The sequence below is a fragment of the Bradyrhizobium sp. USDA3010 genome (assembly GCF_056429065.1).
This window is the reverse complement of record NZ_JBWJZD010000002.1, coordinates 15,040-27,199: the sequence shown is the minus strand read 5'-3', so window position 1 is coordinate 27,199 and position 12,160 is coordinate 15,040. Positions and strand designations below refer to the sequence as shown.

General features: G+C 62.3%; 14 protein-coding genes and 1 pseudogene. 2 read left to right on the top strand and 13 right to left on the bottom strand.

Features of this window, described 5'->3' with window-relative positions:
• Positions 1 to 291: 291 nt before the first annotated feature.
• The 7 genes and pseudogenes from AC066Y_RS03085 to AC066Y_RS03055 form a co-directional block, all read right to left on the bottom strand.
• Positions 292 to 1,557, bottom strand: a complete 1,266-nt coding sequence (locus AC066Y_RS03085; protein WP_478272605.1) for a DUF3363 domain-containing protein — start codon at positions 1,555 to 1,557, stop codon at positions 292 to 294.
• A 32-nt stretch (positions 1,558 to 1,589) separates the two neighbouring features.
• A pseudogene (locus tag AC066Y_RS03080) lies at positions 1,590 to 3,203 on the bottom strand (relaxase/mobilization nuclease domain-containing protein); the annotation flags it as partial.
• A 544-nt stretch (positions 3,204 to 3,747) separates the two neighbouring features.
• On the bottom strand, positions 3,748 to 4,440 hold the full coding sequence (locus AC066Y_RS03075; RefSeq protein WP_478272604.1) for a lytic transglycosylase domain-containing protein: 693 nt from the start codon (positions 4,438 to 4,440) through the stop codon (positions 3,748 to 3,750).
• 35 nt (positions 4,441 to 4,475) lie between these two features.
• Positions 4,476 to 4,796: a DUF736 domain-containing protein gene (locus AC066Y_RS03070; RefSeq protein ID WP_478272603.1), complete on the bottom strand. Its 321-nt coding sequence runs from the start codon at positions 4,794 to 4,796 to the stop codon at positions 4,476 to 4,478.
• Between the two features lie 34 nt (positions 4,797 to 4,830).
• A complete protein-coding gene (locus AC066Y_RS03065) occupies positions 4,831 to 5,376 on the bottom strand; it encodes a S26 family signal peptidase (RefSeq protein WP_478272602.1) in 546 nt (181 codons plus the stop codon).
• Positions 5,376 to 5,882, bottom strand: coding sequence for a DUF2840 domain-containing protein (locus tag AC066Y_RS03060; protein ID WP_478272601.1), 507 nt, complete (start codon positions 5,880 to 5,882; stop codon positions 5,376 to 5,378). The genes AC066Y_RS03065 and AC066Y_RS03060 overlap by 1 nt, the downstream gene beginning before the upstream one ends.
• Complete coding sequence (locus tag AC066Y_RS03055) at positions 5,879 to 6,172, bottom strand: helix-turn-helix transcriptional regulator (protein ID WP_324403843.1); 294 nt, start codon at positions 6,170 to 6,172, stop codon at positions 5,879 to 5,881. The genes AC066Y_RS03060 and AC066Y_RS03055 overlap by 4 nt, the downstream gene beginning before the upstream one ends.
• Positions 6,173 to 6,501: 329 nt before the next feature.
• On the opposite strand from AC066Y_RS03055, the gene AC066Y_RS03050 reads away from it, so the two are divergent.
• Positions 6,502 to 6,723: a hypothetical protein gene (locus AC066Y_RS03050; protein ID WP_324403845.1), complete on the top strand. Its 222-nt coding sequence runs from the start codon at positions 6,502 to 6,504 to the stop codon at positions 6,721 to 6,723.
• An 88-nt stretch (positions 6,724 to 6,811) separates the two neighbouring features.
• On the opposite strand, the gene AC066Y_RS03045 is transcribed toward AC066Y_RS03050, so the two are convergent.
• The 3 genes from AC066Y_RS03045 to AC066Y_RS03035 all read right to left on the bottom strand — a co-directional run bounded on the left by AC066Y_RS03045 (position 6,812) and on the right by AC066Y_RS03035 (position 8,022).
• Positions 6,812 to 7,213: a DUF2285 domain-containing protein gene (locus AC066Y_RS03045; protein WP_478272600.1), complete on the bottom strand. Its 402-nt coding sequence runs from the start codon at positions 7,211 to 7,213 to the stop codon at positions 6,812 to 6,814.
• A 163-nt stretch (positions 7,214 to 7,376) separates the two neighbouring features.
• Positions 7,377 to 7,589: a transcriptional regulator domain-containing protein gene (locus AC066Y_RS03040; RefSeq protein ID WP_478272599.1), complete on the bottom strand. Its 213-nt coding sequence runs from the start codon at positions 7,587 to 7,589 to the stop codon at positions 7,377 to 7,379.
• Positions 7,590 to 7,761: 172 nt separating this feature from the next.
• A complete protein-coding gene (locus AC066Y_RS03035) occupies positions 7,762 to 8,022 on the bottom strand; it encodes a DNA -binding domain-containing protein (protein ID WP_478272598.1) in 261 nt (86 codons plus the stop codon).
• Positions 8,023 to 8,242: 220 nt separating this feature from the next.
• Here AC066Y_RS03035 and AC066Y_RS03030 point away from each other — a divergent pair, with 220 nt between their 5' ends.
• Positions 8,243 to 8,491, top strand: coding sequence for a helix-turn-helix domain-containing protein (locus AC066Y_RS03030; protein ID WP_478272597.1), 249 nt, complete (start codon positions 8,243 to 8,245; stop codon positions 8,489 to 8,491).
• A gap of 145 nt (positions 8,492 to 8,636) precedes the next feature.
• On the opposite strand, the gene AC066Y_RS03025 is transcribed toward AC066Y_RS03030, so the two are convergent.
• The 3 genes from AC066Y_RS03025 to AC066Y_RS03015 all read right to left on the bottom strand — a co-directional run bounded on the left by AC066Y_RS03025 (position 8,637) and on the right by AC066Y_RS03015 (position 12,088).
• The gene (locus tag AC066Y_RS03025; protein ID WP_478272596.1) at positions 8,637 to 8,963 is read right to left on the bottom strand and encodes a DUF736 domain-containing protein; all 327 of its coding nucleotides are present in this window, start codon (positions 8,961 to 8,963) and stop codon (positions 8,637 to 8,639) included.
• Positions 8,964 to 9,514: 551 nt separating this feature from the next.
• Positions 9,515 to 9,958 carry a hypothetical protein gene (locus AC066Y_RS03020; protein WP_478272595.1) on the bottom strand — a complete coding sequence of 148 codons (444 nt, stop codon included), beginning with the start codon at positions 9,956 to 9,958 and terminating at the stop codon, positions 9,515 to 9,517.
• A 318-nt stretch (positions 9,959 to 10,276) separates the two neighbouring features.
• Positions 10,277 to 12,088, bottom strand: a complete 1,812-nt coding sequence (locus AC066Y_RS03015; protein ID WP_478272594.1) for a hypothetical protein — start codon at positions 12,086 to 12,088, stop codon at positions 10,277 to 10,279.
• Positions 12,089 to 12,160 lie beyond the last annotated feature (72 nt).

Below are 12,160 nucleotides of genomic sequence, written 5' to 3'. Positions count from 1 at the left end.
GTCGCCTAAGGAAACGGCGCAGAAGAACAAATGCAAGGAGTCCCGGCCGCCGGTCGCAAGATCGGCTAAGTTCGAGCGCAATTACTGATCTTCGTTAGTTGCGCCCCAAAAGCGACAGCTCATTCAGAAACGGGCCGTGAAACTGAGTCGTTGTGGACCCCTCGCTGCATCCAACCAGACCATTGTTGCGGCCTAGGCCGTTCCGGTTCTACGCGCGACGTCGGCCACGTTTCAGCTTTGCCGACTCCCGGCGATGAGAGCAGCGGGAGGCACGAAAGGAAGCGGCCCCCCTCACAGCCCTAACCCTCTGTTTCGCCCGAAGGTCCACTCAATGCCGCCGTCCGATCTTGCGATCCCAGCCACGTGACGGCCGAGTTGCCGCTCCAACGATGGCGACCACGGCACCAAGCTGAACCCCAAGCCATCGTCGAGCATGGCGAAGCGACCGGAGCTGAGGCTGAGCCGGCGCTGATAGACGCCGCCAACCTGGCTGCCGCTCTCCGCTGGATGGTACGGCCGGTTGAGCTCGGCCGCGAGGCGTGCCCCTTCCGTATCAAGCTCTCGTCGTCGTAGCGTATCGAGCAGATTGCGCGCGAAGATCGCGCGCTGCCCCTGCCGGCGGGCCAAACCCTCGTCGATCAGGCGCTCGATGCGGGCATTGACGGCAGTCCGCGCTTCCGCCCCGAAGCCGCCATGTGCGAATAAGGCGTCGTCGTTGCTGACCAGGCGATGATCGAGCCAAGTCGCGCCCGGGGCCGTCACCTGATGTGCAAGGTCGGTGTCGGATCGTGATACCAGAAGGAGCGTCGGCGCCCGCTCCTGCGGTCCGCCGAACCGCCGCACCTCGACTATCCCGCCCTCGGGGGCGGCGTGTTCCAGCGCATCGAGACCCTTGAACCTGACATGATGCACACGCCCGTCAACGCCGTCGATCACGGCGTAGGCCTCGCCGTTCAATTCGTCGTAGAGCCCCTTCTCCAGCAATCGGCCGACGATCGGCGTTGTCGCCGCGCCGCCCTCGATCACGTAGTCGCCGGGTGGCCGTTCCAGGCCGCGCCCAGCGAGGGCGTTGTGCATGGTCTTGATGATGTCGCCCCGGACGGCAAGATCGCGCAAGACCGGTTCGGCATCCTGCCTAAGCGTCCACCGGCCTGGACCGCCGGAGGATGCGAGCCCCATCCGCTCGAGGCGCTGCAGCCGGCCGACCATGAGGCGGCGGATCTGCGGATCACCGGCCCCGGCGTTGGTGGGCCTAAGATCGATAATTCCGGTCTCGTCGGCTTCGAGCCTGATCGTGGCATCAAGCTTGGTCCAGCGCTCGGCGTCGACGTCCCGTTCCAGCGCCGATCGGATCTCCTGTTCTGGCTTGGGGCCAAGCTCAAGCGACACGAGATCCTCGGCCCGCGACCGCAGGCCGCGGCTGATGTAATCGCGTGCGATGACCAGGTCCCGGCCATCATCGGCAACACCGCGCACGAGCAGATGGACATGGGGGTTGTCCGTGTTCCAGTGATCGATCGCGATCCAATCTAGCCGCGTGCCGAGATCGATCTCCATCCGGGTCGCAAGATCACGGGTGAAAGCGCGGAGATGGCGAAGCGACCGGAGCTGAGGCTGAGCCGGCGCTGATAGACGCCGCCAACCTGGCTGCCGCTCTCCGCTGGATGGTACGGCCGGTTGAGCTCGGCCGCGAGGCGTGCCCCTTCCGTATCAAGCTCTCGTCGTCGTAGCGTATCGAGCAGATTGCGCGCGAAGATCGCGCGCTGCCCCTGCCGGCGGGCCAAACCCTCGTCGATCAGGCGCTCGATGCGGGCATTGACGGCAGTCCGCGCTTCCGCCCCGAAGCCGCCATGTGCGAATAAGGCGTCGTCGTTGCTGACCAGGCGATGATCGAGCCAAGTCGCGCCCGGGGCCGTCACCTGATGTGCAAGGTCGGTGTCGGATCGTGATACCAGAAGGAGCGTCGGCGCCCGCTCCTGCGGTCCGCCGAACCGCCGCACCTCGACTATCCCGCCCTCGGGGGCGGCGTGTTCCAGCGCATCGAGACCCTTGAACCTGACATGATGCACACGCCCGTCAACGCCGTCGATCACGGCGTAGGCCTCGCCGTTCAATTCGTCGTAGAGCCCCTTCTCCAGCAATCGGCCGACGATCGGCGTTGTCGCCGCGCCGCCCTCGATCACGTAGTCGCCGGGTGGCCGTTCCAGGCCGCGCCCAGCGAGGGCGTTGTGCATGGTCTTGATGATGTCGCCCCGGACGGCAAGATCGCGCAAGACCGGTTCGGCATCCTGCCTAAGCGTCCACCGGCCTGGACCGCCGGAGGATGCGAGCCCCATCCGCTCGAGGCGCTGCAGCCGGCCGACCATGAGGCGGCGGATCTGCGGATCACCGGCCCCGGCGTTGGTGGGCCTAAGATCGATAATTCCGGTCTCGTCGGCTTCGAGCCTGATCGTGGCATCAAGCTTGGTCCAGCGCTCGGCGTCGACGTCCCGTTCCAGCGCCGATCGGATCTCCTGTTCTGGCTTGGGGCCAAGCTCAAGCGACACGAGATCCTCGGCCCGCGACCGCAGGCCGCGGCTGATGTAATCGCGTGCGATGACCAGGTCCCGGCCATCATCGGCAACACCGCGCACGAGCAGATGGACATGGGGGTTGTCCGTGTTCCAGTGATCGATCGCGATCCAATCTAGCCGCGTGCCGAGATCGATCTCCATCCGGGTCGCAAGATCACGGGTGAAAGCGCGGAGGTCGCTCATCTCGCCGGCGTCTTCCGGCGAAACGATGAAACGGAAATGATGCCGGTCTTCCGTGCAGCGCTCCGTGAACACCCTGTCGTCGGCATCGTCGCTCCCGGCATCGAACATCCGACCGCGTGCGCCGTTCCGGGTCACGCCGTCACGCTTGAGATAGGACAGGTGCGCGGTCATCGGTGCGCTCCGGGCGCCGCGGGAACCGCCTCGCACGACACGCGCCTTGACTATCACGCGCCGCTGCGGACTGAACAGCCGGCTGCGGCTGAACGCCGTTCGGCCGCGGCCGAATCCTGAACGGCCGCCGCCCGTCAAGCGGCGCCCGGAGACCTCCCCGCTCTCGGCCTTCTTCGCCGCGCGAAGGACCTGGTGCACGAATGGTTTTGGTTTGCTGACGCGGCGGTCGCGAATGCGGCCCGGGCGAACATGCACGTCATCGTCGCGCTCGCTCATCTGCCGGCCCTTTCGAAGAGCGCCAGCGAACGAGTGCTGAAATCTATGTTGCTATCATTGCGCTTTTGGCTTCGCGCGGCACGCGCGCCGACCGACGCCCCCGCGGGGAGGCAAGCCATGCCAATGGCTTGTCGACGATGCGGGGGCACGAATTTTATCTTGCCGTAGGTCGGTCGGCTGTCGCTGGTTCCCAGGGCCCCACTTCCAAGCCAAGAGACTCTCGGTGCCCGCAGCGATTTGCGACGAAATGCAGTTCGGGTCATTGCGGTGGATCCTCCAATAGCGCTGCCCGAACACGTCGGCTGGTAGCCGATTCATTGCCAAAGAGCCGCCGCGACTTGGCAGTTGACTCGCGAAGCCCCCACTGTTTACGAGCGAAGCGAGCGTTTGCGATAGCGATCGTTACCCGGAGGGCCGAGACACCCGTAGGGTGGCTCGGTGAGGAGCGAAGCGACGAGTAGAGCGCGGGCCGAAGGCATCGCCCGTATGCCATCAGCACGTTAATGATGCGGGCTTGGCTTCGGATCGTCACGTCATTCCTTCGCTACTTGCTGTGCGCTTCTCGCTTGCCGACGAAGAGGCGGCCGGGAGGCGGAACGAGCGCGGAAAGATCGGCGACCGTTCGGTCGTTGCGCGCGAAACTCGCCAGCGGCGTGAACGCCGAGCGACTGACGCCCGAGACGCCTGCCCGCTGCTCGACGAACAACGGCGCTTGCTGCCAGGAGACGTGATCGATGGTGAGGGAACGATCGTCGGCGACAGGTCCACCCGACAACAGCGGCGCGAGCTTGGCGACGTACGCCAGCGTCTCGTTGGGCAGCGGCCGGCCTGTCGCCAGATGGTCCTCGTAGCGTTGCGGGCCGGCATTGTAGGCAGCGATGAATCCTTCCGTGCCGAAGCGTTCGCGCATGTCACGGAGATACGCCGTACCAGCGACGATGTTGTCATGAGGGTCTGTGAGATCTGCCCCGAGGCCGTAGCGAATGCGCAATTCTGAGTAGGTGTTCGGCATGAGCTGCATCAGGCCGACCGCGCCTTTCGGCGACAGAGCCTTGGGATTGCCTTTGCTCTCGATCTGGATGACGGCGCGGATCCAGGACGCCGGCACCGAGAAACGGGTTGCTGCTTCGTCGATGAACGACTGCCACGAAACGGCGAGCTCAGCCGATGGCGTAGATGCAGGTTCGGCGTGGGCCGAAACGGGAAATGAGGTCACGACGGAGGCTGCGGCGATCATGCCGAAACGGCCAAGCCGCCGCGCCATCAGTGTGATCACGTCTGTTGCCGTGACGGACGGGTCCAGCTCAGATGGAAGATGTCGCCGTCGCGCTCCAGATGGAACAGATTGGCGCGGATCGGGTGCGCGAAGGACAGATCATCGATCACGAGCGCAACGTAGTCGCCTGCCCGCTCGCCGGTGCGCTTCCAGCCAGCGCCGATCTCCACTTCGCCCGTGAGCACGCGATAATCCGGGGCGTTTTCGACGTCGCTCGCGACCGCTGGGATGATGTCGACCTCGCGGTCGAGTGTGAGCGTCCGAACGGTACCGCTATAGCCATCGTTCTTGCGCTTGAAGATGCCGATATGTGCCATGATTTACTCCGTTTTGGGGTGGTAAGGTGAAGGATCAGCGTGTGGTGGCGCGCCAGACAAACCGGCCGTCGCTGGCTTCGTCTGTCCAGAGTGGGATGGCGCGCGCGATAACGGCGGCTTTCGGCAACGGACCGAAATAGCGGCCATCGAGACTGTCGGGTTCGTCCCAGTTCATGAGAAAGACTTCGTTGTTGCCGATGACGTGGCAGCCTTGCCAGCTTGGTAGCGGGCGGCCGCGGCCGTCGCGCTCGCGGGCTGGCGCAGCGGCAATGCCGTCAACATTGATTTGGGTGCCGATCCGACACACGGTTTGGCCGGAAAGGGCGAAGATGCGCTTGAGCAACGGCACGCCGCGCGGCAGATATCCGCCACGATCCAGGAGCGAGGCGAGCGGTTCCGGCGGTCGCACGACCACAAGTGTGGTGATGCGCGGACAGTTCGGTGGTTCGACCGCGTACAGTCCGCGGGGCACACTTGGCGTGAGATTCCAGACATATTGGGGGATGTCCTGATGTCTGGCCGTTGCCGTGATCGCGGCAATGGCCAGCAATCCGGCCGCGAGCGGTGCGAGCCTGGTCATCACGGCACGATCCTGCGGCGCTTCAGCCAGGCACGGTGCCGGCTGAGCGTATAGGCGCGCGGTCTTTCGCCGACGATGAGACGGTTGTGAACGTGTCGCCAGTGATCCGGAGCGGCATCGGCCGGATCGATGCCGAGTGCCTCGACGGCGTCGATGGCCTGCAACACACGTTCGACCTTTGGCCAACTTTTGATCGACAGGAAGATTTCGCCACCTGGCTGCATGAACGGCGCAGTGGTGCAGCGTTCGCCGGGCGCGACGGCGCGCAGAATATCGATCTCGGAGGAGATGGTTCCGTAAGTGTTGCCCGTCCAGCGGACGACTGCGAAGATGGCGTTCGGCGCGAATGAAACGCAGCGGCGATGACGATCAAGGCGGAGGCTCGCCATGGGCCGGCCGAAACGGATGCGCTGTTCGACGCGCTTGGCCAACCATGTCAGCTCGACATGCGTCAGCCGGTCAGGTGCCGGATCGGCGAATTGGTGGAAGAAAGCGCTGGCCGTCATTGGACGCGCCCTCTGCCCGATCGGTGAGCCGCAAGCCGCCCCAAGCCAGGCACCGGCTTGGCAGCATGAATTACGCCATTTCCCTGATCGGACGTGGATTGGCGCAAGCCGACATCGGCCCAGGCTTGGACGTCTTCGATCGTATAAACGACCCGGCCGCCGAGCTTCCGGTAGCGTGGGCCGGTGCCATGCGTGCGATGTTTCTCCAGCGTGCGGTTGGAGACGCCAAGCATGCGGGCGACTTCAGGAGTCCTAAGGTAGCGCGGAGAGGGAGAGACTTTGTCGGCCATGGGATACATCCGGCTTAAGTTGGCCGTCTTGGCTCATCGACGGCGTGACGGGCGCACCATCGCGTATTTCGGGCAGCGACAAGGATGACGAAGATAGATAGACGCAAACTGTCCATCCCCCTCAAACGACGGCCGTTGCTCGGCCAGGATTGTTGAATTGCGGCCCGAGGAGGAGGAATAGCGGGGGCGATCTTTCGCCTCATCCGCCGCAGCCTCCTGGGTGGAAGCTGCCCATCGATCCTCACGACGAGATTCCGTGGCCCGTCAGCGCCTCGTTGTTGCGGTAATTCGATATACTATCGCAGGGGGCTTTAATGGAGAACTTAGCGATGGCGAAGGAACTTGACTGGCCCGGGCTTGTCGATCGGATCGAGATTAGCGAGTCGGCCGGGATCACAGTTGAGCAGATCGATGACGAGATCACGGTCGCCATCGCGAGCGTTGTCTGCGTCCATTTTGAGGTAACGGCGGATCAGGCGCTCAAGCTATCCCGCGCACTAGCGGTGGCCGCAGACAACGCGGCTAAATTCCTTGCGTCAACGGAGACCTAACAATACTTCTGCGAGCCTCTGGTGACCGGCTGACGCGGCGCGATAGGGGAAACAGTCTGACCAAGCACCCCGACCACGGAGTGCCCGGCTAATCGCCCCTGAGCAGATCGCGATAGCCGCCGCGCATCCGGCGAATAGCATCCTTGACCAGCCGAATGATTTGCGCGCGACGTGGCGATGTCAGCCATTCGCGGCGCGACTGGTTGCGGACGAGCGGGTCGAGCAACACGGCCGCTATCTCGCGATAGCTTGCATGCTGCTGCCAGCCATCTAGCGCGCGTAGCATCAAGATCAGCCGTCGCCGCTGCTGAGCGGTGAGCGGCGCGACCGGCGGCGGCGTCGATCCGGTCAAGCTCAGCCAGAGATGCAATGCGGCTTCGACGCGCTGCGGCATATGTGCGTCAAAGGGAATAACAGCTGCAAACGGTGCAGTCGGCGGGGCATCAGCAAGCATCCAAAGCTGGCGGTTGCCGCCATGCTCGCGCAGCAAGACATGGCGGCCGTCCGGCCGGTTGGCGACAAATGCTGCCGGCGGTAGCTGTCTAAATGTCAGAGAGCTGACGGATTCCAGCGGCGACGTGGTCAGGATAACCGCCGCCGGCAGGATGTTTGGATCCCAGAGCGTGGACGCTTGATCGCTACGCTGCCGGGGATCACTCGGAAAAGTTCAGGCCCCAGCGCTTTGCCAGCGCCAGAGCCACCTCCTGATCGCTCGGCGCTTGGCTGTCCAAAAGCTGGCTCATCTGTCGATAGTCATGGCGGTATAAGGGGTCACGTCTCAGAAACTCCCAGGCAAATCCTGACCGCTGCACGTCGTCCAAATAGTCGGTCGATTCTTCCGACCGCCACCCTGCTCCGTCTGGCATGCGATAATCCCCACGATACGCACATACGCATGCCCCCAATCCTAGGTAGAACTATTTGGAGCACCTTCAAAGCTTAGAAGTACCCGGCCACGCAACACGTGTTGCAGCGCTCCTACTGTGAAAGATGAGGGATTAAACCGTTGTCACAAAAAACCGTTGAACTCTCAGTTCATTACGGCGAGCGTCGAACGAGGTCGCGATAGCCGGATCGGCTCATCCATCGTGCGCGTGCAAGATGGCTGTCATGCACGCTGCGCGCGCGTGCGGGCTCGCGTTCGGGGTCGAGACCGAAGATGATCTGCACGACCTCGCGCCAGTCGGCTCCTTCCTCGGCGGCGTCAAGGAGCCGTAGATAGGTCTTGAGATGGCGCTCGTCGTAGGGCGTGACGTGCGCCTCGTCGGGCGGGTGGTCGTCGAAGACGGGGATGGTCATGGCTGCACGCCCGGCCTCATTGAAATATTAGATATACCACATCTTGCCTTGGGCTGATGGCGGTCAGGCGGTTATGCACTGCCGCGCGGCCCTTGCGGTTTGACTTGCTGCTTGCCTGGCTCGATTGGTCAGACTGCTCGAAGTCAGGATATCACGGCATCGAACGAATCGGAACGATCGTTCCTAGAACGATCGTTCCTCTATCATCAGCGTGGTCGCCATGGATCTCAAGGAGGTCGTGGCGATCAACCTGCGTCGGGTACGTCATGCCAAAAAGATGACGCAGGAGGAACTAGCTGAGGCCGCCGGCCTGAGCGCCCGATATGTGGGCGATATCGAGCGCGCGGATAAATCACCGAGTGTGTCGGTTCTCGGTCGTATCGCAGATGCTTTGAGGATCGAACCGTCCGAGTTGGTTCAGCCGGTGAAGCCAAGACATGGCGGAAAGACGAAAACCCATGCCGGCTAGGCTTCGAACGCAGATGGGCCTAGATCTGGGGCACCGGTTTAGCTGGGCAGACGAGCGTAGGTGACGATCCCATCCAGCGTGCAGGCCCAATTGGCGGGATAGGAAGTGCCCCGCCCGGACGGCCGGACGGGGCATTCTGTGCGGGTCAGTCGCCGCTGCGGCGGCCGCTGGGGCGAGACCAGATCAGCGTGTGGGTCTTGCCGCCCTCGTCCTCAATCAGGTTCGCGTAGATCGGACCCGTGAAGCTTGGGTCGTCGAGCTTCACCGAGAGGTACGGGCGACCCTCGTTGGATCGCTTCGCCCAGGCGGCTCCGATCTCGACTCTTCCGACGAAGGCCCGGTGGGTCGGCGCGTTCTCGTTGCTGCTCGCAGCTTCCTCAACCAGGCGGACGTTCTTTGCCTTGAGACTGAGGGTGACGAGTTCGCCGGTGAAGCCCTGCTCGGTCTTGGTGAATGTGCCGATGTTCGCCATTGTAGTTCTCCTTGCTCTGTTTCCGAGCCGCGACCATCGCGGTCTCGATGGCGACCGACAGGCCGGAGACGAGCGACGCCGCATCCTTCAGGACCGCAGCGCAGCGGAGGATGCCGGGCGGGCAACTTTCTTGGTTCGCGCGAGGAATGGGCGAAGCCCAGGGGAAGAAAGTTGAGCGCCGGCATTGCGGCTAGGCGATCGAGGCGCAGCCGATGTCCGGCTAAGGTCAAGCCATCGTAGACGTGAATGGACGCGCTTCTCGGAACAGGGATTTGGCAAGGAGAGCTGGCGAACATCGCACTGCCGCCATAAGCAAGCTGGCGACGGGCAATCGTCACATCCTGCGTCGGGCGTGGACGTTCGACGCGCGAGGAAAAGCGAGAGGCGGAAGGCATTACCATCGACCTTGAACGAAAGGGAGATTCTGCGCGGCGGGCGATCCAGCAAGAGGCACCCCATGCCCCTCAGTCATAATCCACATCCAGGCGATAACGCTCGAACTCACCCAAGTGAGGTCGGTGGCACGGATGCAACGCGCGGTGCTGTGCGCCCTACCTCCACGCCTGTGCCGGGCGGCGCTGATCGTTGTCACTGGCAGGCGGGACCGTTGCGTCAAGTCTCTGCCAGGCGATGACGCCAATTAATGTTGCCCCAAGGATCGCAAAGGCCTGACGCCATCCTTCGGACGCCGAAGTCAAGCCGAACAGAGCGTACGTCAGGGAATAACCTGCGAGCGCGGCTGGGGCTGCGAAGACCAATGCGATCGCAGCACGCAGGAGCGGTCCCCCCGCCTGCGCGAACACCGCGCGCCCGACGATCAGAACCAGCACGCCGGCACCGACCCCGAGCACGATGCCGCCGAGCGCGCCGGCTCCGGCCTCCTCTGCATGGAGGCCAACGAAAGCGCCCACGAGAAACGGCAATGTATAGATAGCCGCGCCGTAGAGCAGCCAACAGAAGAAACCTATGCCGACGAAGACGGCAAGTGCTGCCATGGCGGATGGCTCCATTTTGTGGAAATGAATGATGTGCGCCTCCCCACCACCGCGGCGCGAAGCGAAGTGTAACCGATCGCAGACGTCCTCGGAATCAAAATCGCAAGTGAAGAGAACTTCTTGCGATCGCACGCTGATGGTTTGGAGTCACGCGGCGAGACGACGGCGCCGATCGGGAAGAAACAACCAGGTGGCGGTTGATGTCGGCGCTATAACCGATATGGCGTTTTGCCGGTATCGCGCAAGATCTTCGCCCAAGCGCGGGGAGCTAACTTTTGCGGCGAGTTTCTTGAGCTCACACCCGAAGCCGACGCGCTTTCATTGGCGCGCACTGTTGCTATTGATCTCAATCGACCAGAAACCAGGCGGTAAGTGCTCCGCTCGTATTGGAGTGGTCAAGCCACCGCTGAGACTTCGATAACCGTCCTCATCTGTCAGAACCAGGATTCGCGTGTAGGTCTCGAGAAGCGACTTAACGGGACCTACAAGGTCGGTCGCACCGCTCCCCTGAATCCTGGACAATTCGGACATGACGCTATCGACAGAACAGACCTTTTGAATAGCGCTATCGACGAGCGCGACACTTCCCCCTCTTCGGATTCGGTCAAGATATTTTGTCAACTGCGGGCTTTTCAGAAGTCCGGCCATAGACGGGGAAATGTCGAGCGCGATCACTGTCCGGGAGGCCGACGCATCAAAGGGCTGCACGGGCTGGCCGAGGATCTCGCAAACTTCCTTTCTGAATTTGCTCCTGGCATCGCGACCATATGGGGTCAAATCCCCTATTGTTTCGCATCGCAAAAAAACATCCCGAGGCAGATCGACAATCGACACACCCACCGGCCCATAGTTTACCAGCAGAATTCTGGCCTTGGCGTGAGCACGCGCGTAGTCCTGGAGCACTTCCGCGAATTTTGTAGGCGCGGCGCGCTTGTAATGCTTCACCTCAACGACGAGCTTGCACTCCCAAACGCTTGGATCACCGCTCCAAAGGCCATAGTCCGGCTGCACGTTTTCCTTACGGCCGTGACCGACTGGGTTTTTAAGAGGGCTACGTTTCTCGGCGACAAGCCGAACGATGGGGCTTGCGGACTTTATTGTCGCGACGACGGTCTCCTTGAACGCGAAGACAATACGTCCATCTTCGTGGTGAAGGTCAATCGTGTGTCCGGGGCAGGCATTTACGATTTCAGTCGCAATCCACACGGCATAGAGTTCGTGTCTTCGTTGCCAGACGGGGAGCGACAGAATTTTTTCGAGTTCGGCTACCGACGTCAGCGCTCTAAGTTTGCGGCGCGGGTATTTCGCATACTCGGCTTCGAGTTGCTCACCAAGGGCGGTTCTTCGCGCCTCAGGACGCTGCTGCGCTATTGCCAGTCGCGCAATGACCCTGGGGATGCAGAGATCGGTTTCATCTTGGGCGATGGTCCTGTAGCTGAGCCCGTCTTGGCTGTCGAAACCGAATCGGCGGGCGCGATATTCTCCGTCCATGGCGTACCAGTCGGACCAGCGCTCTTTGATGATTGCAAGCGATGCCGCGACAAGCTCGGCCGTTTCGCGGTAGCCGGGTCCAAGGCGTGCCGGCTGTAGCGAGGCTGGTAAAGCCGAATACTGGCCCCGAGAATATGCCTCAAGCCAGAGATCGACGTCGCTGACGCCGGTACGACAAGGGCTTTCGCCAACCCTGCGAACAGTGTCCTCGAATTCTTCCACATTGTGGGTCAGCTTTTGAAGGACGAAAGCGCCGGTCATGTCGATCGCCGGAACCTCGAATTCGCATTTGATTTCGTCCCACGTCTTCAGGAACGATTGAAAATGTTCCAAGTCGAGGTGCTCTTCCTCGATCTTGATCGTCCAATCGGCGCGACCCTCCTTCGCGCTCGCGGCTTTGAAGAACTCCAGAATGGCTCTGAACATTTGCACGAACGGCTGGGCGACATCGAATAATGCTCGCACAAGCTGGTCGGTTGTTGCTTCGAGCAAGGCTTGCTCAAGCGTCGCCGCTGAACTGGAGAGTTCTAGCCTGAGCTTGTCCTTCAGCTCGACATCGCGGCCTTCGAGCTCGATGCCTCCCGTCGCACAAAGCGCGCGCCAGGCCGTTGAAGCATCGCGGTACACGTCATTGGCCATGAGTTCATATCCCCCTAACCGGGCGACCGACTCAACCGCATTTCAGCTCCGCTTAGGAAAGCGTGCTCAGGT